This window comes from Streptomyces sp. NPDC013317 (assembly GCF_055563155.1).
In genome coordinates, this window is sequence record NZ_JBVHDX010000001.1 from 607,468 (window position 1) to 627,752 (window position 20,285).

A 20,285-nucleotide genomic window follows, 5' to 3' on the forward strand; every position below is an offset into this window, starting at 1 on the left:
ATTCCGGCGGGCCGTACCGGTACGGCGTGCGAAGTCCCCAGCGGTACGAAAGCCTGAAAGTGTGAGGGACGTGCGCGCTGCGCTGCGAAAAGTGGTGGCCGACCTGTACGCGCGGCGCCGGGACCCGGCGGTCGTGCAGACCGTCAGGTCCGCGGTCGCGGCCACGATCTCCTATGTCGTCGCTCTCCAGCTGAGCAGCGAACCCGCCCCCCTGACCGCCCCGCTCACCGCGCTGCTCGTCGTCCAGGTGACCCTCTACTCCACGCTCACCACCGGCATCCGACGGGTCAACGCGGTGGTCGTCGGCGTCGTCATCGCCATCGCCTTCAGCGCCCTGGTCGGCCTCACCTGGTGGAGTCTCGGTCTGATCATCCTGGCCTCGCTGGTGGTGGGCCGCTTCGTGCGCGTCGACGAGTTCGTGCCCGAGGTCGCGATCAGCGCGATGCTCGTCCTCGGCGTCACCCAGGTCACCGACACCGCCTGGGACCGGGTCCTGGAGACCCTCATCGGGGCGATCGTCGGTCTGACGTTCAACACCGTCCTCGCCCCGCCGGTCTGGGTCGGCTCGGCCGGTGAGTCCATCGAGGACCTGGCGCGCCGTATGCGCCGGCTGATGCTGGGCATGGGCGAGGAACTCGCCACCCCCACGACCGTCGCGCACGCCGCCGCGCGCCTCCACGAGGCACGGCGGCTCGACAACGACGTGGCCGACGTCGACGCGGCCCTGCGCCAGGCCGAGGACAGCCTCCGGCTCAACCCGCGCGTCAAGGAGCAGGAAGGAGTCCTGTACCGCATCGTGCTGCGCACCGGGCTCGACACCCTGGAGATCTGCGCCGTCGTCCTGCGGGTCATGGCCCGCACGCTCACCGACCTCGCCAAGGAGCGCAAGGGCGCGGAACTCTTCCCCGAGGACCTCGCGCTCGCGCTCGAGGACCTCCTGGCCCGCGTCGCCGACACCCTCGTGAGCTTCGCCGTCCTGGTCTCCACCCACGTCAGCGAGGACGCCGACGCAGCCGAGGAACGGCTCGCCGGCGAACTCCGCGCGGCTCGCGCCGTCCGCGACCACACGGCCGGCCTCCTGCTCCAGGTCGTCCAGCGCGACCCCCGCCACTGGCAGCTGTACGGGGCGCTCCTGGCCGAGATCGACCGGATCCTCGACGAGCTGGACCTCGACCACCGCGGGCGCCGTCTCATGGAAGAACTCGACCGCCACTCGCGCGAACGCGCAGGGCGGCGGCCGAGGCTGTCGGCGCTCCGCGACCGACTGGGGGTCTGAGGGACTTCGGCTGGGGGACATGGGGGAATTCGGAAATCCGGACGTCAGCGCCGGTCGTTCATCAGCTCCTGGAACGAACTCATACAAGGGGTGCAGTGACGGTCGGTCCTCTCGCGCTCCTCCAGCGGCTCCTCGTGGAGCGACTGCCCGCAGAGGGCGGTCGCGGTGCCGATGGCGGCCACGTGCCAGACGAAGATCCCGTCACGGGGCGCTATGCCGACGTGCATTTCGTACATGGTCGTCTCCATGCTCGGCGGACTCTTGCCCTTCCAGTGCACCCGACGGAGGGCCGGTTGCACGCCCGGAGGGCGGCTGTTCGGGTGACGCGCCCCGCGCCGCCGCCTGCCAGGCTGCCCGGGGGCCGGATGGCTACGCTGGAGCAGGGGGCGAGGACGGCGAGCCGGTCGGAGGCGACCCCATGAGACGACGCCACCACTTTCACATCGACCACGCGGGGCACTCCGTCAGCGTCACGGTCCAGACCGGCCACCAGGCCGTCGTCGAGGTCCTTGTCGACGGCAAGGAGACGGGGTACGCCACGACCGGTCACGACCGCCCCGTGACCGTGCACATCGAGCTGCCGACCAACCCGCCGACGCCCGCGACGGTCCGCGCCGCGGCCGGTCCCGGGATCCCCCGCTGCGTCCTGGAAGTCCCGGGCACCGAGCCGCAGGTCATGTCACCTCGCCTCTACTGACGGCCCGCGCCCGCCGGGCTACCACGCGCGCGCCCGTGACACACCCGCCGCCGCGTCCTCGGGCCGGCGGCGCCGGCCGCGCGCCGGACGACGTCCTTCCGCACGTCCCGCCCGCACGCCCCCGCCCGTACGCCTCGCCCGCACGCCCCCGCCCTCACGTCGGCGGGGGCGCTCCGTTGTGCCTGACGACCGGCACGACCCGCGGCATCCGCATGCCCACACCCCGACGAACCCCCCACAGTGGGGGAAACCCGACCCGACCGACACACCGTCAGGTCAACACTGGGTAACGCCAACGGGCTTATGGGGTTGAACACTTCCTTCCGCATGCCGGTCTCTGGGATCTTGCGTCCCACCCCCTACAACACAGGGCCCGGCAGGCGCCACCAGCGTCACCGGGCCATCGGAGGACGCATTGTTTTCCCACATATCCAGCCGGCTGAGACTCTCCGCCGTGGCCGTCGCCGCTCTCGGCTCGGCCGTCGCGCTCACCGTGCCCGTCGGAGCCGCCCAGGCCGCGCCGACGACCATTCCGGAGCCCACGGCCGCCTCCGCGGCCCAGGCCGGCTCCACCGCCTCTGCCGCGTCCGCCGCCTCCGCCGCCCGCGCGGCCAAGGCGGCCGTCCCGGCGGCCTGGGCGGCCGGCACCCGGGCCTACCTGGTCATCACCGCTCCCGGTGACACCACGGCCGTCCGCACGGCGGTCGCGAACAACGGCGGCACCGTCTTCGCCTCGTACGACGCCATCGGCGTCGTGGTGGCCCACTCGACGTCGACCGGCTTCGCCCCGGCGATGCGTGCCGTCTCCGGCGTCCAGCAGGTCGGCGCCACCCGCACCTCCGACGTCCCGGCCGACGCCTACAACCCGGCGCTGCCCGCCAACCCGTCCCAGTCCGCCGCGCCGTCCACCGAGCCGGTCCGCTCGGACATGACGCAGATCAAGGCCGACCAGGCCTGGGCGATCAGCACCGGTTCCCCGACGGTCAAGGTCGGCATCCTGGACACCGGCGTGGACGACCAGCACCAGGACCTGGCGCCCAACTTCAACGCCGCCGACTCGGTCTCCTGCGCGTACGGCAAGACGGACACCCGGGCCGGGGCGTGGCGCGACGTCGACACCCACGGTACGCACGTCGCCGGTACGGTCGCGGCCGCCAAGAACGGCAAGGGCGCCATCGGCGTCGCGCCGGGCGTGAAGATCTCCTCGGTCCGCATCGCCGAGCCGGGCAGCACGCTGTTCTTCGCGGAGAACACCATCTGCGGGCTCGTCTGGGCCGGTGACCACGGCTTCAAGGTCACCAACAACAGCTACTACACGGACCCGTGGCAGTTCAACTGCCCGAACAACGTGGACCAGGCGGCCATCCTGGAGGGTGTGGGCCGCGCCCAGAAGTACGCGGAGGGCAAGGGCTCGCTGCAGGTCGCGGCGGCCGGCAACGCCAACTACGACCTGGCGAACAAGACCACCGACACCTCCTCGCCCAACGACTCCACCCCGGTGACCCGCACCATCACCAACGACTGCCTCGACATCCCGGCCGAACTGCCGGGCGTCGTCACGGTCGCGGCGAACGGCACCAACGGCTCGTCCAAGGCGTCCTTCTCCAACTTCGGCCGCAACGTCATCGAGGTGTCGGCGCCCGGCGAGTCCGTCTACAGCACGGTCCCCGGCGGCAAGTACTCCTCGCTGAGCGGCACCTCCATGGCCTCCCCGCACGTGGCGGGCGTCGCGGCGCTGCTTGCGAGCGCCAACCCGGGCGCCACCCCGGCTGACATCCGTACGAAGCTGGGCGTCCAGGCCACCGACCTGGCCTGCCCGTCGGACAGCCGGTGCACCGGCACCACGGCCAACAACAGCTTCTTCGGCGAGGGCCGCGTCGACGCGCTGAAGGCGGTCAGCGGCACCACCCCGCCCCCCGGCGCGTACTTCGAGAACCTCACCGACATCGCGATCTCCGACAACGCCACCGTCGAGAGCGCCCTCACGGTCAGCGGGGTGACGGGCAACGCCCCGGCCACCCTCAAGGTCGGGGTGGACATCAAGCACACGTACATCGGTGACCTGAAGGTCGACCTCGTCGCCCCCGACGGCACGGTCTACACCCTGCACAACCGGACCGGCAGCGGCACGGACAACATCCTCCAGACCTACACCGTCAACGCCTCCGCGGAGGTCGCGAACGGCGTCTGGAAGCTCCGCGTGAACGACAACGCCAACCAGGACACCGGCAAGATCGACGCCTGGAACCTGACCTTCTAGGCCTTACCCGGGCGCCCCTCACCGTTCCGGCGGGGGCGCCCGGACTCCGGGCCGGAGTAGAGGTGGTCGACCTCGGGCCGCAGATCCAGTATGTCGAGGAACTCCGCGAGCTCGGCCCGGTCGGTCGTCCGGCTCGCGACGGCCCGCCGAGCCGCACGACGGCGCTCTCCGGGACTCCGGGGCCCGGACGAACCGTCGCTCTCCTCAGTGACGTCCATGACGAGATCCGACCACACCACGGGCCCCCGCGCACGGTCAGTACACGCCGAGGAAGACGCCTCCGGGCGTGTCGAGGTTGTCGTTGTGCAGGTGGAACGCCCGCAGCGACCGGGCGATCTCGCGCTGCGAGAGGAACGCGTCGCGGTCCAGGTCGAGACGCTCGAAGACGCCCGGGTCCTGCTCCCCGGTGACACCCCAGACGGCGAGATACGCGGTGAACTCCTCGCCGCTGACCCGCTTGTCGCCCTTGGTGTCCATGATGCGGAAGACGGCCGCCGCGAGGTTCTCGAGCAGTTCGGGCCGGTCGCTGTCGTAGCCCACCGCGCGATGGGCGGCGACGAAGCCGTCCTGGTCCAGCCGCTCCCGTCCCGGCACCGACTGGGTGAGCAGCCCCAGCCACTGCGCCCAGTACGCCCGCTCCAGGGCCTGGATCCGGGGATCGTCCGCCGTCAGCCCGTAGACCGTCGCGTACGCCCGCACGATCCGCTCGTGGTCGGACCAGGTGACGAATCCGTCGCCGTCGGTGTCCAGCACCTCGAAGAGGCGCCGGAGCCTGCGGGTGATCGGATCGAGCGTCGGCATGCGGGGATCCTTCCGTCGGAGGGGGTCGTACGGAGAGGGACGGCAGAACCTCCAGTGTGGTTGCCCGCGAGCGCCCCGGTGTGCCGCACCACCCACGCGCCGCGCACGAGAAGGAGCGCGAGACGGCGCACGAGAACGCGCGCGGACCGGCGCCGTACGCCACCATCGACGCCATGGACCACGGTCCCGGCGTTCCCGCGCACGTCGTGTCCGCGCTCGTCCGGGAGCTGACCCGACGGGCCGATCCGCTGCGCCTGCGGCAGGACGTCGACGTCCTCGCCGACCGCCCGCGCGGCCGAACCCACGCGCCCGACGCCATGCTCCGCGCCGAAGCGTATGTGGCCCGCCGGCTGGCCGAGGCGGGCTGGCTGAGCGAACGGCGGCCGTTCGACGTCCGGTGGCGCCCCGGCTGCACCGACCGCCCCGGTGGCGCGCGCCTGTCGCCCGTCCGCTTCCGCGTGCACCGGCGGCTCACCGGAGCCAACCTGCTGGCCCGGCTGCCCGACGGAGCAGCCCGGGACGACCGGGACGACCGGGACGACCGGGACGACGAGGACGTCCGGAACGACCGTGGCGTCCTGAACGACCGGCCCGCCGTGCTCGTCGGAGCCCACCTGGACACCGTCGAGGGCAGCCCCGGCGCCGACGACAACGCCTCCGGAGTCGCCGCCCTGCTGGAGGTGGCACGGCTGCTCGCCGGCCTGCCCCGGCCACCCGCGGTGCGCCTCGCCTTCTTCGACATGGAGGAGCTGGGGTTCGTAGGCGCGCGGGTCGTCGCCCGCGCGGCCGGCCGGGGGCAGCGGATCGCCGGGATGCTCTGCCTGGAGTCCGTCGGCTGCTTCGACACCGAGCCCGGGACGCAGACGGTCCCGCCGGGATTCGGGACGGTCTTCCCTGGTGCGGCCGGAGCCGTCCACGCGAACGGGCGGCGCGGCGACTTCGTCCTCGTCGTCCACCGCCGGTCCTCGGAGACGGCAGCCGGCCTGTGGCGCCGGGCGGCCGCGGCCGCGGATCCGCCCCTCCCCGTCGTCACCCTCCGGGACCCCCGCCCGGACGGCCCGCTCGGCACCCTCGCCGGACTCGCCGTGCCTCCGGTCAACCATCTCGGCCGCAGCGACCACGCGGCGTTCTGGAACGCGGGCATCCCGGCCGTCCTGCTCACCGGCACGGCGAACTTCCGCAACCCCCGCTACCACCGCCCCACCGACACCCCGGACACCGTCGACCACGAGCGCCTGACGGCCGTCGCCGTCGCCACCGCGGTCACCGCCGCGCTCTGGCGCCCACCCGGCCCGTCCCGTCCCTTCCGCCCGCGCCGTCACCGCCGGTAGCCGTATCGGAGGCGGAATCGGGCCCGCGGACCTACCGTGGTCGGACAGCGCGATCACGACCGATCCCGTTACCGAGGAGGCTGCGATGGAGCAGCGCTTTGTCTGGGTGACCACGCGCCGCATCACGCCGGGCGCCCTGGAGGAGTTCGAGCGGGCCTGGCGCCCCGGGTTCTCCCCCGACGGCCTGCACAAGGCCTACGCCTACTGGACCGAGGACGGCCAGGAGATCACCGGCGTCTCGCTCTGGGACTCCAAGGAGGCGTGCGACGCCTGGCGGTCCTCCGACGCGGAACGCCAGCGCCGCGAGACGATGGCGCCGTTCGTCGTCGAAGAGAACGAGGCCTTCTACCGGGGCGGCGAACTGGGCCTGCCCGGACGGTGACCGCGCACGGCGCTACGGATAGGTCCGTACGTCGTCGGTGTACTCGCGGGCCCGTTCCCGGACGAGTTCCGGCAGCGTCCCCGAGGCCAGGTCCGCGAGGGTCGTCCCCTCCAGGACCTGGCGCAGACTCGCGCGCACCGCGCGCCAGACGTCCGGCATCGGCGCCGCCGCACCCTGGTACTCCAGGCCGGTCAGCTTCAGGTCGCGCACGCTCACCAGCGGACCGTCCATCGCCCGGATGACATCGGCGAGGGTGATCTCCTCGGACGGCCTGGAGAGGGTGTAGCCGCCGTCCGGGCCGCGCACGCTCCGCACCAGCCGGGCCTGCCGCAATTCGCTGAGGACGACGAAGAGGAAGCGGACCGGGATGTCCTGCCGGCCCGCGATGTCCTCCGCCTTGAGCGGCCGGTCGGGGGAGCAGGCGAGCTCCGCCATGGCCCTGACCGCGTAGTCCGTTCGCGCTGAGATCCTCACCGCCTCAATGTCTCACGCCTGGCGCGAAACCGATCCGGCCCCCGGCGTACGGGGCGGGGCGGCCTTGTCATTGCACATTGTTCATCGACATAGTGAACAACGTTCCGCAGTGCCCGCCCCGGCCGGAGGTCCCTCGTGCCCATGCCCGTGCCCCAGCCCGCGTCCGTCCCCGCGCCGACGGTCCCGGGCCGTCCGCGGCCGACCGTGGCCGTCGTCGGCGCGGGCGCGGCCGGCGCGCTCGTCGCCGTCCAGCTGTGCGAGACGGCCGCCCGCCGGCGGATCCCGCTCGACCTCGTCCTCGTCGACCCCGCCGCCGAGGCCGGACGCGGCACGGCGTACGCCACCGAGGTCCCCGAGCACCGGCTCAACGTGCCGGTCGGCGGGATGAGCTGCTATCCGGACGACCCCGGCCACTTCCGGCGCTGGCTCTGCCGCCACGGTGAATCGACCGTCACCGAGCGGGACTTCGCGTCCCGGCATCGCTTCGGGTCCTACCTCGCCGACACCCTGGGACGCGCCATCATCACGGCCCACGGAACGGTCGCCGTGCGCCGGCTGCGGACGCGGGCGATCCGCTGTGCGGACACGGCCGACGGGCGGTTCGCACTGCGCCTCGCCGACGGCGGGACCGTCACGGCCGACACCGTCGTCCTGGCCACCGGGCCCGCGGCGGGCACCGCGCGCTGGGCCCCGGCCGAACTGCGCGGCTCCGAACGGTTCGTCGCAAGCCCCTGGGCGCCGGGCGCGCTCGACGGGGTGGGGCCGCACGACGACGTGCTGCTCGTCGGCGCGGGCCTGACCGCCGTCGACCTCGCGCTCGTCCTCGACCGGCCCGGCCGCACCGTGCACGCCCTCTCGCGCAGCGGTCTGCTGCCGCGCCCCCACGCCGTCGCGCCGCTGCCGCCCGTACCCGCCCCGCCCGGCCTCACGGCGCTCCCGCTCCGCCGGCTGCGCACCGCGCTGCGGCTCCACTTCGCCGCCTCGCTGCGCGACCACGGTGACTGGCGCCCCGCACTCGACGGACTGCGCCCCGCCATCGCCGCGCTCTGGCAGGGGCTCACCGACGACGAGCGGGCCGAGTTCCTCGAACGCGACGCGACCCGGTGGAACGTCCACCGCCACCGGATGGCTCCGGCCACCGCCGAGACGATCGCCCGGGCCCGCGCCGCCCGCCGCCTGCGCGTCCACGCCGGCCGGATCGCCGCCGCCCGCACCACGGACGACGGCGGGATCGCCGTCGCGCTCGCCGACGGCCGGGAGCTGACGGCGGGGTGGGTCGTCGACTGCACCGGTCCCGGGCTCCGGACCGACCCGGCGGACGACCCGCTGTGGGGCGGGCTCCTCGCCGACGGCCTCGCCGCCCCCGGCCCCCTCGGCATCGGCGTCGCCACCGACGCCGGCCGGCTGCGCGACGCCCACGGCGGCACCGGCAGGCCGCTGTTCACGCTCGGTGCGCCCCGGCGCGGCGAGCTGTGGGAGACGACCGCGATCCCCGAGATCAGGGCACAGGCCAGGGAGGTCGCCGAGTCCGTGCTCGCCCCCCTCACCCGTACCCCGCAGCCGACCCGCCGACGGCCCACCGACCAGTTCGGGCTGCCGCTGTCGACCCACGCCGCGGCCGCCGCCGCCTTCCGCAGCGGCCTCGGCCGGGTCGTCACCGTACGGGCCAAGGCCGCCGACGCGTTCGCACGGGCCACCGCCCTCGACCCCGGCTTCGCCCTCGGGCACGCCGCGCTCGCCCTGCTCGGCCACGAGTGCGGCGCGGACCTCGACGTACAGCGCGAACTCGCCGACGCCCAGCGCAGCGTGGCCGAGCGCGGCGACGACCGGGAACGCTCCTTCGTCGACGTCGTCACCCGCCGGATCCGGGCCCATGACGCCGGCGGTCCGGCCGAAGGCGACGGGGGAGCGGACGGCGACCGGGCCCTCGTGGCCCACCTCGACCGCTACCCCGGTGACGCCTTCGCGCTGAGCATCGCCGTGCCCACCATCGCCTTCTCCGGCGTCGGCGACCTCGACGGCTCGCTGGCCCGCCGTATCGTCGAGCACACCGCGCCCGCCTACGACGGTCACTGGTTCCCCACCTCGCTGCTCGCCTTCGTCCGTCAGGAGCAGGGCCGCATCGACGAGGCGGGCGCCCTCGCCACGGCGGCCCTGGCCGTCGAACCCGCCTCAGGACACGCCGTCCACGCCCTCGCCCACGTCCACTACGAGTCCGGCGACCACCGCGCGGGCCGCGACTGGCTCGACGGCTGGATCGGCGGCCAGGGCCGCGGCGCCGTGCACCGCGCCCACTTCTCCTGGCACGTGGCGCTCCACGAACTCGCCCTGGACGACTCCGAGGCGGTCCGTCGCCGGTGGTTCGCCCAGCTCGCACCGCGCCAGGTGAACGGCGTCCGCGCCCTGGTCGACTCCGGCTCCCTCCTGTGGCGGGCCAGGATGACCCGGAACTGGACCGGAGCCGTACCCGTCGACGGGGTCCTCGACGCCGTCGAGCGCGACCTCCTCGAACGACCCGCGACGGCGTTCACCGCCCTCCACGGGGCGGTCGCCCTCACCGCCGCCGGCGATCTGCCCGCGCTCCGGAGGCTGCGCACCCACGCCTGCGGCGCCGACCCCGTCCAGCGCGAGGTCATCGCCCCGCTCTGCCGCGCCCTGGAAGCCGTCCTGGAGGAACAGTGGACGACCGCGGTGGAGGGGCTGCGTGCCCTGCAGCCGGCCCTGCGCCGGGTGGGCGGCAGCGCCGCCCAGCGCGAGATCGTCGAGGAGACCCTCCTGTACGCCCTCCTCGAAGCCGGTCAGAGCGACGCGGCCCGCCACCTCCTGGAGGAACGGCTCGACCGCCGCGCCTCTCCGCTCGACCGGCGCCGCCTGGCCGACCTGCCCGGGTGAACGTCGGTCAACCCCCCTCGATCAGACGGTGCAGGAGGTCCGCGGCGGCGCGGCCGAACGACGGGTCGTTGAGGTGCGTGTCCGCCTCCACCACGTCGACCGCGCTGCCGCGCAGCCCGTCCCGGACGGCGTCGAACAGCGCCTCGTCCACCTCCGGATCGTGGTACGGCCCGCCCGGCCCGCCGAGCGTGGACAGCCCGCGCAGCGGCAGGAGGACGGTCGTGGGACCGGTGGCGGACCGCAGCTTCGCCGCGACGCGCGCGCCGAGCTCCGCGCACTCCTCGGCCGTCGTCCGGACCACCGAGATCGACGGGTTGTGCACCCGCACGTCACGGTCGAGTACCCGCTCGGGGACCGTGTCGAGGGGGCCGAACTTCACCAGGTCGAGCGCTCCCGGGCTCACCACCTGCGGAACCCCCGCGCGCCCGGCGGCGAGCAGCCGGTCGGGCCCCGCGGTCAGGATGCCACCGCAGAGGTCGTCCGCGAGTTCGCAGAGCGTCAGGTCCAGGACGCCCGCGAAGAGCCGCTGCTCCGCGAGCGACTCCAGGGTCCGGCCCCCCGCCCCGCTCGCGTGGAAGACCAGCACCTCGTAGCCGAGTTCGGTCAGCCGCTCCCGCGCCGCGTCGACGCCCGGCGTCGTCACCCCGGCCATGCTCGCGGCGATCAGCGGCCGCTCGCCGTCCGCCGCTGCCGCGGGGACGGCCGTCGCGAAGCCCCGCGCCATACCGGCCACCGCGTCGACGGCGTTCGCCAGTATCGGGGCCGACACCCGGTTGACCCCGGCGATGTCGACCACGCTGTACATCAGCGTGATGTCCGCCGAGCCGACATAGGGCGCGACATCGCCCGAGGCCATCGAGGAGACCATCACCTTCGGCACCCCCAGCGGCAGCGCCCGCATCGCCCGTGTCGCGATCGACGTACCGCCGCTGCCGCCCAGCGCCAGCACCCCGTGGAGCCTGCCCTCCGCGTGCAGCCGCCGGACGACCTCCGCCGCCCCGCGCGCCATCGCGGTCACGGCCGCGCCACGGTCCCCCTCGCTCCGTAACCGTTCCAGGCGTACGCCCGCCGCCCGCGCCACCTCGGCGCGCGGGACGTCGGCGGGTATCCGCGGGCTTCCGATCACCCCCGTGTCGACCACGATGACCTCGACCCCGCGGCGCTCCAGCCGCTCGCGCAGCCACCCGTACTCAAGACCCTTGGTGTCCAGCGTGCCCACCAGCACTACGATCGCCATCCCCGTACTGTCCGGCGAAGTCGACAAGACGACAAGGGTGTGGCGGCCCGACGCCAGACGGCATACTGACCCCCCTTGATCACCACGACGTACGAGGAGATTCATGACCGCCAGTTTCAAGACCGTCATCGAGGTGGGTCCGGACCATCTCGACCAGGCCCGGGCCATCGACCGGCTGTTCCAGGAGGCGATCGCGCCGGCCACCGTCAACTTCGACTTCGAGAACATCCACCAGGCCGCGGCGGCCGTGCCGGACAGCGCCGTCGTGAAGATGGTGCGCGGCTGGGGGCTCCAGGAGCAGGCTCCGGTCATGGTCATGGTGCTCTCCCTCAAGGAGGCCGTGCGCCAGGCGCTGCCCGGCGAGTTCGCCGACGCGTCGTTCTGGGACACCGTCGAGCGGGAGCTCGCCGACGCCTTCACCGGACTCGCCGCGCAGGAGGGCGGACCGGGACTCGCGTACTACGACGAAGGTCCGGACCGGACGAGTTACTACCGGGACCTGTTCTTCGCCCTGCAGGACGAGGAGACCGGGGACCACATGTACGCGATCGCCTTCTGCATCGACGTGACGGTCGGACTGGAGAAGGAGAAGGCCGCCGCCCTGGAGATCACCGACATCGCGCCGTACGCGATCCGGCTCAACGCGATCGTCCTGCGCCAGGAGTTGCGCCTCGCGGCCTGACGGCCGCCCGGACGTGCGGTGAAACCGCACCGGCCCGCCGTCCCGGGCCGGACCCGCGGGGAACCTAGACTGACCGCATGGCGAAGTACTTCGACGTGCACCCCGAGAACCCCCAGCGCCGCACCATCAGCGGTGTGGCCGACAGCATCCGCTCCGGCGCGCTCATCGCGTACCCGACGGACTCCTGCTACGCGCTGGGATGCCGCATCGGCAGCCGTGACGGCATCGGCCGGATCCGTTCGATCCGTGAGCTCGACGACCGCCACCATTTCACCCTGATGTGCCAGAACTTCGCGCAGCTCGGCCAGTTCGTGCACGTCGACAACGACGTGTTCCGCGCCGTGAAGGCGGCGACGCCCGGCAGCTACACCTTCATCCTGCCGGCGACGAAGGAAGTCCCGCGCCAGCTGCTGCACCCCAAGAAGAAGACCGTCGGTGTCCGGATCCCGGACCACGTGGTGACGCAGGCGCTCCTGGAGGAGCTCGGCGAGCCGCTGCTCTCCAGCACGCTGCTCCTGCCCGGCGAGGACGAACCGATGACCCAGGGCTGGGAGATCAAGGAGCGGCTCGACCACGCGGTGGACGCCGTGCTCGACTCCGGTGACTGCGGTACCGAGCCGACGACCGTCATCGACTTCTCGAGCGGCGAGCCGGAGGTCGTACGCCGGGGAGCGGGCGACACCGCGCGGTTCGAGTAGCCGGGCGTTCGCGACATGACCGCCCTATCTCCTCGCCACGTCCTTCTGCCGGCGGCGGCCGCTCTCCTGACGACCGCCGGATGCGGCCTCGGGGCCGAACTCGACCGCGAGGCCGACCCCGAACGGACCGGTGCCCACGCCTCCGAGGCCCCGCGGCCCATGGAGGTCCCCGCGCCTGGTCCGTCCGGCCCGGGCGCGCCGCCCGCTCCGACCACCACGGAGGGCTGTCCGGAGTCCGGTGTCCGGGTGACGACCGGAATGGTCAACGTGGCCATGGGGCTGCGCGCCATGCCGGTGACGCTCACCAACTGCGGTACGGGCGAGCAGCGCGTCAAGGGCTATCCGGACGTACGGGTACGGGACGTCGAACGCCGGCCCATGGACGTCACGGTGCTGAAGGGGCCCGGGCCCATCACCACGCTCGACGACCCGGGACCGCACCCGGTGGCGCTGAAGCCCGGGGAGTCCGCGCGCAGTGTCTTCGTCTGGCGCTACTCGGCCGTCGAGGCGTCGACCCTGGCGGGGAGCGGCGTCTACGTCGAGATCGGCCCGGCCGCGGGCGCGGAGCGCCAGACGGTGGTGCCGGAGGGCGGCCTGGACATCGGCGAGACGGGCCTGCTGGGCACGACGGCCTGGGAGAAGGTCACGGACTGACACGGGGCCGGGGGACGGGGCCGCGAGACGGAGCCGGGGGCCGGAGCCGGGGACGGAGCCGCGAGACGGAGCCGGGGGCCGGAGCCGGGGACGGAGCCGGGGGGCGGAGCCGGGGGCCGGAGCCGGGGACGGAGCCGGGGGGCGGGGCCGCGTGGGCCCCGCCCCCGGGCCACGTCAGACCGGGCGCCGCAGACGGGTGGTGCGGGCGGCGGCCACCAGCTCGGCCACCGTGGCGAGTTTGACCCGGGGCCTGCCGGTCTCGTGGCCGCGGCCGCGTTCGGCCCGGTCGATCGCGGCCAGGCCACGGGCGTCGACGACCTCAGCGCCGCGTCTGCGGACCAGCCGCCGGAACGCCTGCGGGGTACGGGACGGGGTGGGCAGGGCGCCCGCGACGGCGTCGGCCAGGAGCGTGCCCACCGTCTCCGCCGCGCAGGTCCGGTTGGCGCCGATCCCGCCCGAGGGGCCGCGCTTGATCCAGCCGACCACGTACGTCCCGGGCATCCCGGTCACCCGGCCGCGCTCGTGCGGCACGGTGCCGGTCGCCTCGTCGAAGGGCAGTCCCGGCACCGGCACGCCCCGGTAGCCGATCGCCCGCAGCACCAGACCGGCCGGGATCTCCCGCTCGCCCGGACCCTCCGTCACCCGTGCGGCCCGTACCGCCCCCTCGCCTGCCAGGGCCACCGGCGCGGAGTGGAACCGGAGCACGATGCGCCGCTCACCCTCCGACGACGACGGCGGCGGCGGCGGGAGCGTCCAGTCCACGGCCTCCCGCGCCACGCCCCGGAGCAGCGCGGCCTTCTCGCCCGGCACGGCGCCGTCGATCGCGGCGCCGGTCCGCGGATCGTGGTCGTCCACGACGAGCCGTACTCCGGGCAGATGGGTGAGGGCGAGGAGTTCGGAGGCGGTGTACGCCGCGTCCTCCGGGCCGCGCCGTCCGAGCAGCACCACCTCGCGCACTCGCGACGCGCGCAGGGCGGTGAGCGCGTGGTCGGCGATGTCGGTGCCGGCCAGGCTCTCCGGGTCCATGACGAGGATCCGGGCGACGTCGAGCGCGACGTTTCCGTTGCCGACCACGACGACCCGCTCGGCGCCGGTCACGTCGATCGCGTCGGGGGCGCACTCGGGGTGGGAGTTGTACCAGGACACGAACGCCGTCGCCGAGACGCAGCCGGGCAGCTCCTCGCCCGGGACGCCCAGCCGGCGGTCGGTGGAGGCGCCCACGGCGTAGACGACCGCGTCGTGGTGCGCGGCCAGTTCCTCCGCGGTGACGTCCCTGCCGATCTCGACGCCCAGCCGCATCCGTACCCGGGGGTGGGTGTGGAAGCGGGCGAAGGTGTCACCGACCTTCTTGGTCGCCGGGTGGTCCGGCGCCACGCCGTACCGGACGAGACCGCCCGCCACGGGCAGCCGGTCGACCAGGGTCACCTCGGCGTTGGTGTGCAGCAAGAGGTCCTCGGCGGCGTACATGCCCGCCGGTCCGGTGCCGACGACCGCGACGCGGATCGGCGCGAAGTCCGAGGGCAGGCTCCGCTCGAAGGCCGGCGCGCCCCAGGAGTGGAAGTTCGGCCCGGGGGACCGGGCCGGAGGCTCCCGGTCGGCGAAGTACGCGGCGTTGACGGCCGCGTACCCGGCGTGTGCCGCCGAGAGGCTGTCCACCGGGAAGATCGCGTCCACCGGGCAGGCGTCGGCGCAGGCTCCGCAGTCGATGCACGTGGCCGGATCGATGTGGAGCATCTCCGTGCTGCCGAACTCCCGTTCCTCCGGCGTCGGGTGGATGCAGTTGACGGGGCATACGGCGACGCAGGTGGCGTCGCTGCAGCACGTCTGGGTGATGGCGTAGGTCATGTCGTCGGCTCAGCTCGGCTCGGTCCGGTCGGGCTACGGTCAGATCAGGTGGGCGCGCTTGTAGAAGACGAGGGCCGGCCGGGTGAGGAGCCCGGCGGAGGAGAGGAACTCCATCAGGCCCGCGCAGCTGGACCGCATCAGCGACTTGTGGTGCTCGTTCGCCCTGGCCTCGCGCACGGCGCGTTCGACGTCGAGCCCGGCGCTCTCGTAGACCTTCCGGCCGACCATGCTGGTGACGATGACGTACGAGGCGATCGCGATGACCAGCGCGTGGAACTGACGACGCGCCCGGCTCGCGCCACGGAGCCGCCTGCGCGTCTCCTCGCGGGCGAACTTCATGTGCCGTGACTCCTCCACGACATGGATGTTGTTGATCGTGCGGACGAACGGCACGACCCGCTCGTCGCGCATCCAGTCGCGCTGCATCACGTCGAGGACCTCTTCGGCGACCAGGATCGCCGCGTACGCCGCCTCGCCGAAGGCGACGGTCTTGAAGGCCCTGCCGAGTTCGACCGCGATCCGGCGCGGCCGGTAGGCGGGCGCACCGAGCTTCGCCGCGCCCCGGGCGAACATGATGGAGTGCCGGCACTCGTCGGCGATCTCGGTGAGCGCCCACTGGAACCGGGGTTCGGTCGGGTCCTTGGCGTACATGTCCCGCAGCACCATCTGCTGGAGGATCATCTCGAACCAGATGCCGGTGCTGGCCACCGAGGCGGCTTCCTGGCGCGTCAGCTCCTTGCGCTGAGGCTCGGTCAGTTCGCCCCAGTACGCGGTGCCGTAGAGGGTGCTCCACTCCGGGCTCGCGCCGTGGAAGTCCTTGTCCAGCGGGGTGTCCCAGTCGACCTCGGTGGCGGGGTCGTACGACAGTTTCGCGGCCGAGTCGAGCAGCCGCCGGGCGACCTCCTGCTCGGCGTGCCGTTCCTCGCTCCCTGGTCGGACGGTGCTGCTCGCCATGTGCGGCTCCTTGGATCGAGACGTCGCACGCTTGTTAGATGCGGCGTCTAGCAAGCTGTTAGACGGAACGTATAACAAGGGGGCCGTGCGGGCCTACCCCCGTGCGGGAAATCCGCTCGATCTCTCCACGTGTCCCGGTCCCGTCCACGACCGGACGCCCCCATGAGGCAACCCACGGCGGCCGGTTGCCGTCCTCCGGTCACGACAGAGGCACCCGCCGACCACGAGGTGCCCGCACGACCGATCGTGAGGAAGACCGCTTTGATACGTGTCACACGCGCGGTGACCGCGGCCGTGGCGTTACTCGCTCTGGCCGCGGCGTCGCCCGGAACGGCGTTCGCCGAACCGTCCCCGGGTTCCCTGGCGCGGGCGGGGAACCCGCGTGGGGAGGGGGGCGAGGGAAGACTCCCCGAGGGCTGGCGCCTCACCGGCGAGGGCGCCGACCGGCAGCTCGTCTGGACGTCACGCGACGCCGTGCCCATGGGCGACGCCCGCGTCGAGTTCCACTCCGGGAACCGCCTGCTCGGCATCCCCGTGCCCGCCGCCGACGGCAAGGCGTACCGGCTCCGGGCGGACGGCCTGCGGCTCGGCTCGGCGGACCAGCTGAAGGTGGTCGCCGGCGGGCGCCGCCTGGACGCCGACGCCCCCGCGCCGGCCCGCGCCTCCGGCGCCCGGCCCCCGGCGCGCTCCGCGCTGACGGAGCCGCCGTTCCCGGCCAACCCGGTGGACCCCGGAGTGCCCGGCGGCTACCGCACCGTCAGCGGGGAGTACGACCTGACTTCCGTACGGCTGCCCGGCTACGCCGAGCCCGTCGAGATGCGGGCCATGGTCGTCGGACCGAAGGGCGCGGAGGGCAAGCGGCCGCTCGCGCTGTTCCTCCACGGCCGTCACAGCACCTGCTACGGCTCCGGCGAGGAGGTGACCGGCGCCTGGCCCTGTGCCCCCGGCACCCGGCCGATCCCCAGTCACAAGGGATATCTGCGAGCCCAGCAACTGCTGGCCTCCCAGGGCTATGTGACGGTTTCGATCTCCGCCAACGGCATCAACGCCCAGGACAACCTCGCCGAGGACGCCGGAGCCCAGGCCCGCTCCTCCCTGGTCCGGCAGCACCTGGCCCGCTGGGCCGAGTGGTCCGAGAACCCGGCGGGCGCCCCGTCCGCCGTACGGGCCGCCTCGCCCGCCGACCTCTCCCGCGTGCTGCTCGTCGGCCACTCCCGGGGCGGCGAGGGCGTCAACCGCGCCGCGCTCGACAGCCTCCACCGTCCGCCCGCCGACCAGGACGGACACCAGGGCCCCGTGCGCTGGACCATCCGCGGCAACGTGCTGATCGGGCCCACGATCTTCGGCCAGAACCCGGCCCCCGACGTGCCTTCGATGACCATGCTGCCCGGCTGCGACGGCGACGTCTCCGACCTTCAGGGCCAGATCTACGTCGACGGCACGCGCGGAGTGGGCGGCGGCGCCGCGCTCCAGAGCGCGGTCTACATGCCCGGTGCCAACCACAACTTCTTCAACAGCGAGTGGACCCCGGGACAGGCGGAGGCGCCCGCCTGGGACGACTTCTTCGAGGACGACTCGCGCGACCCGGTGTGCTCGCCGGGTACCTCCACCCGGATGACCGCCGCGCAGCAGCAGACCGCGGGCGCGACCTACATCGCGGCCGCGGCCCGGCTGTTCGTCGCCGGCGACGACCGCGTCCGCCCGCTCCTCGACGGCAGCGGCCGGCGCGCACCCTCGGCCGGCACCGCGCGCGTCCTCAGCCACGCCGTCGGCGCGCACCGCACCCCCGCGTTCCTGCCCGGCCCGTCGACCGCCGTGACCGGCGGCCGGGTGTGTGCCCAGATCGACCCCGACCCCGACCGGGCCTGCCTGGCTCCCGACGCGAGCGGCCGGTCGCCGCACTTCGCCCACTGGGAGGCATCGCCCGAACCGGGCCGCGACGCCGTCGCGTTCCGCTGGAAGAAGGGGGCCGTCGGCCCCCCGGTGACGATCCGGTCCGCCGGTCCGGTCTCGCTCAAGGGCTCCGAGGCGCTGGCGCTGCGCGTCATCCTTCCGCCCAACAGCACCGGCACGCACCTGGACGCCGCACTCGTCGACTCCACCGGCAAGCGGGCGCGCCTCGGCGCGGCAGCCCGGATCGACGGCCTCCCCGGCAGCGACCGGACCACGTCCCTCTGGGCCCGTGAACTCCGCTTCCCCCTGGCCGCGGCCGTAGGGTCCGGCCTGGACCTGAGCCGGGTCACGACCCTCGAACTGACCCCGCGCGGCGGGGCCGGAAGCGCGTGGCTGATGGACGCCTGGGCCTGGCGCCCCGGCACGCCGGAGGTCCGGCCGACCGCCATGCCCCGCGTCGACATCGGCCGGCTGACCGTCGACGAGGGCGACTCCGGGGTCCGTACCCTCCGGGTCCCCGTCACCGTCTCGGGCCAGGGCACCGGACAGCTCCGCCTGTTCGTCCCCCGGCCGGGTACGGAGGAGGTCACGTCCACGGTCGTGACCGTACGCCCCGGCAGTCAGGACATCGACGTGCCCGTCGAGGTGCGGGGCAACACCCGCTACGGCTACGACGTCACCCAGGACGTCTCCGTGAAGGCCGTACGCGGCGTGGCCGTCGGCTCGCACCGGGGCGGGGTGACCGCCCGGAACGACGACGCGATGCCCACGGTGACGCTGACCCCGGTCGAGGCCGACGTCACCGAGGGCCGGCCGCTGACCTGGCGGCTGACCCTGTCCGCCGCCGCCGACGTGGAGGTGGGCGGCTCGCTCGCCCTCCTGCCGGTGGCCGGCGGCGCCGAGTTGTCCACGGCGGACGTCGGACGGAGCTGGCTGGAGGAGCACTTCGGCGAGCCCCCGGCGCGTCCGGTGCCGCTCTCGGGCCTGTGGGAGGGCGAGGCCCCGGCCTTCTCGGTACAGGTGCCCGCCGGGCGGACGACCGCCGAGGTGAGCATTCCCACGGTCACGGACACGGTTCGCGAACCGACCGAGTACGTGCGCAGCCGGCTCATCACGTACGACGCGGACTGGGAGCCGCACGAGGGCCCGGAGTTCAAGGGCTCGGTACGGGACGCCGCGTAGAGCGGGCCGACCCCTGGGCCGGACGGCGGGCGCGAGCCCCGAAGCCCGCGCGCGCCGTCCGGTCCGCGCGCCGTCCGGTCCGTGCGCCGTCCGGTCCGCAGGCCGTCGCCGGCTCTGAGCCCACGGTCCACAACCCTCGGCGTCCGAACCCGGCTCCGTCGATCATGCTGGTGCCGACGCCGCCGTACAGCGAGGACCGCCATGACCGACACACCGCACTCCTTCCAGCTCCTGCCCGGAGCGCCGGACTCGCCGGTGCTCCTCCATGTGCCCCACTCGTCCCGTGAACTGCCCCCGGACGTCCGGGACGGCATCGTGCTCGGCGACGAGGAGCTCGCGCGCGAGCTGGACCACATCACCGACTCCCACACGGCCGAGATCGCCGCCGTCGCCGCCCGGACCGCGGCCGCCACGCCCTGGCGGTTCGTCAACCGGCTCTCCCGGCTGGTCGTCGACCCCGAGCGCTTTCCCGACGAGCGCGAGGAGATGCGCGCGGTGGGGATGGGCACGGTCTACACCCGCACCACGCACCGCGCCGGACTCCGGCCGGACACGTTCGACGCGCGGCCGCTCCTGGACCGCTACTTCACGCCGTACGCCCGGGCCATGACGGCCGCCGTCGAGGAGCGGCTCGCGGCCGCCGGCCGGGCCGTGATCATCGACGTGCACTCGTACCCGACGGAAGCGCTCCCCTACGAGCTGCACGGCGACGGCCCCCGCCCGCCGATCTGCCTCGGCACCGACGCCTTCCACACACCGCCCGCGCTGCTGGACGCGGCGCGCAGGGCGTTCGCGCCGTTCGGCGGGACCGGGACGGACAGCCCCTTCGCGGGAACGTACGTACCGCTGGGTCACTACGGCCGTGATCCGCGCGTCACCGCCCTGATGATCGAGATCCGCCGCGACGTCTACATGACGGAGCCCGGCGGCCCCGCCGGACCCGGCCTCGACACGCTCGGCGCGGCCCTGGCGGCCCTGGTCGAAGAGGCCGGGGCGGCGCGCGGCTGAAATCCCCACTGCGGCGGCC

General features: G+C 73.8%; 18 protein-coding genes. 11 read left to right on the forward strand and 7 right to left on the reverse strand.

Annotated elements, in window-relative coordinates; all coding sequences use genetic code 11:
- Positions 1-61 precede the first annotated feature (61 nt).
- Complete coding sequence (locus ACZ3IJ_RS02635) at positions 62-1,276, forward strand: FUSC family protein (RefSeq protein ID WP_467465820.1); 1,215 nt, start codon at positions 62-64, stop codon at positions 1,274-1,276.
- Between the two features lie 44 nt (positions 1,277-1,320).
- Here the strand turns inward: ACZ3IJ_RS02635 and ACZ3IJ_RS02640 are convergent, their stop codons facing one another.
- Complete coding sequence (locus tag ACZ3IJ_RS02640) at positions 1,321-1,512, reverse strand: hypothetical protein (protein WP_352188955.1); 192 nt, start codon at positions 1,510-1,512, stop codon at positions 1,321-1,323.
- Positions 1,513-1,694: 182 nt separating this feature from the next.
- Here ACZ3IJ_RS02640 and ACZ3IJ_RS02645 point away from each other — a divergent pair, with 182 nt between their 5' ends.
- Positions 1,695-1,973: a hypothetical protein gene (locus ACZ3IJ_RS02645; protein WP_467465821.1), complete on the forward strand. Its 279-nt coding sequence runs from the start codon at positions 1,695-1,697 to the stop codon at positions 1,971-1,973.
- A gap of 415 nt (positions 1,974-2,388) precedes the next feature.
- A complete protein-coding gene (locus ACZ3IJ_RS02650) occupies positions 2,389-4,233 on the forward strand; it encodes a S8 family serine peptidase (RefSeq protein WP_467465822.1) in 1,845 nt (614 codons plus the stop codon).
- Here ACZ3IJ_RS02650 and ACZ3IJ_RS02655 read toward each other — a convergent pair.
- Entirely contained in the window at positions 4,230-4,451 is a 222-nt protein-coding gene (locus tag ACZ3IJ_RS02655) for a hypothetical protein (protein ID WP_467465823.1), read from the reverse strand. The two genes, ACZ3IJ_RS02650 and ACZ3IJ_RS02655, sit on opposite strands and share 4 nt — an antisense overlap.
- A gap of 37 nt (positions 4,452-4,488) precedes the next feature.
- Positions 4,489-5,034: an EF-hand domain-containing protein gene (locus tag ACZ3IJ_RS02660; RefSeq protein WP_467465824.1), complete on the reverse strand. Its 546-nt coding sequence runs from the start codon at positions 5,032-5,034 to the stop codon at positions 4,489-4,491.
- A gap of 56 nt (positions 5,035-5,090) precedes the next feature.
- On the opposite strand from ACZ3IJ_RS02660, the gene ACZ3IJ_RS02665 reads away from it, so the two are divergent.
- Positions 5,091-6,365 (forward strand): M28 family peptidase, encoded by a 1,275-nt coding sequence (locus ACZ3IJ_RS02665; RefSeq protein WP_467465825.1) that lies wholly within the window; start codon positions 5,091-5,093, stop codon positions 6,363-6,365.
- A gap of 85 nt (positions 6,366-6,450) precedes the next feature.
- The gene (locus tag ACZ3IJ_RS02670; protein ID WP_352188949.1) at positions 6,451-6,747 is read left to right on the forward strand and encodes an antibiotic biosynthesis monooxygenase; all 297 of its coding nucleotides are present in this window, start codon (positions 6,451-6,453) and stop codon (positions 6,745-6,747) included.
- 12 nt (positions 6,748-6,759) lie between these two features.
- Here ACZ3IJ_RS02670 and ACZ3IJ_RS02675 read toward each other — a convergent pair whose 3' ends face one another.
- Positions 6,760-7,221 carry an RrF2 family transcriptional regulator gene (locus ACZ3IJ_RS02675; RefSeq protein WP_467465826.1) on the reverse strand — a complete coding sequence of 154 codons (462 nt, stop codon included), beginning with the start codon at positions 7,219-7,221 and terminating at the stop codon, positions 6,760-6,762.
- Between the two features lie 141 nt (positions 7,222-7,362).
- Between ACZ3IJ_RS02675 and ACZ3IJ_RS02680 the strand changes: the two genes are divergently transcribed.
- The gene (locus ACZ3IJ_RS02680; protein ID WP_467465827.1) at positions 7,363-10,113 is read left to right on the forward strand and encodes an FAD/NAD(P)-binding protein; all 2,751 of its coding nucleotides are present in this window, start codon (positions 7,363-7,365) and stop codon (positions 10,111-10,113) included.
- 7 nt (positions 10,114-10,120) lie between these two features.
- Here the strand turns inward: ACZ3IJ_RS02680 and ACZ3IJ_RS02685 are convergent, their stop codons facing one another.
- Positions 10,121-11,350 (reverse strand): Tm-1-like ATP-binding domain-containing protein, encoded by a 1,230-nt coding sequence (locus ACZ3IJ_RS02685; RefSeq protein WP_467465828.1) that lies wholly within the window; start codon positions 11,348-11,350, stop codon positions 10,121-10,123.
- 103 nt (positions 11,351-11,453) lie between these two features.
- Here ACZ3IJ_RS02685 and ACZ3IJ_RS02690 point away from each other — a divergent pair, with 103 nt between their 5' ends.
- The 3 genes from ACZ3IJ_RS02690 (at position 11,454) to ACZ3IJ_RS02700 (ending at position 13,384) form a co-directional block, all read left to right on the forward strand.
- Positions 11,454-12,032, forward strand: a complete 579-nt coding sequence (locus ACZ3IJ_RS02690) for a Type-2Aa cytolytic delta-endotoxin (protein WP_467465829.1) — start codon at positions 11,454-11,456, stop codon at positions 12,030-12,032.
- Positions 12,033-12,109: 77 nt separating this feature from the next.
- The gene (locus ACZ3IJ_RS02695) at positions 12,110-12,730 is read left to right on the forward strand and encodes an L-threonylcarbamoyladenylate synthase (protein ID WP_352188944.1); all 621 of its coding nucleotides are present in this window, start codon (positions 12,110-12,112) and stop codon (positions 12,728-12,730) included.
- Between the two features lie 15 nt (positions 12,731-12,745).
- Complete coding sequence (locus tag ACZ3IJ_RS02700) at positions 12,746-13,384, forward strand: DUF4232 domain-containing protein (protein WP_467465830.1); 639 nt, start codon at positions 12,746-12,748, stop codon at positions 13,382-13,384.
- Positions 13,385-13,558: 174 nt separating this feature from the next.
- Here the strand turns inward: ACZ3IJ_RS02700 and ACZ3IJ_RS02705 are convergent, their stop codons facing one another.
- Positions 13,559-15,229, reverse strand: a complete 1,671-nt coding sequence (locus tag ACZ3IJ_RS02705) for an FAD-dependent oxidoreductase (RefSeq protein ID WP_467465832.1) — start codon at positions 15,227-15,229, stop codon at positions 13,559-13,561.
- Between the two features lie 39 nt (positions 15,230-15,268).
- On the reverse strand, positions 15,269-16,183 hold the full coding sequence (locus tag ACZ3IJ_RS02710; protein ID WP_467465833.1) for an AurF N-oxygenase family protein: 915 nt from the start codon (positions 16,181-16,183) through the stop codon (positions 15,269-15,271).
- A gap of 261 nt (positions 16,184-16,444) precedes the next feature.
- On the opposite strand from ACZ3IJ_RS02710, the gene ACZ3IJ_RS02715 reads away from it, so the two are divergent.
- Entirely contained in the window at positions 16,445-19,258 is a 2,814-nt protein-coding gene (locus tag ACZ3IJ_RS02715) for a hypothetical protein (protein WP_467465834.1), read from the forward strand.
- A gap of 201 nt (positions 19,259-19,459) precedes the next feature.
- A complete protein-coding gene (locus tag ACZ3IJ_RS02720; protein WP_467465835.1) occupies positions 19,460-20,266 on the forward strand; it encodes an N-formylglutamate amidohydrolase in 807 nt (268 codons plus the stop codon).
- The last annotated feature ends 19 nt before the right edge of the window (positions 20,267-20,285 follow it).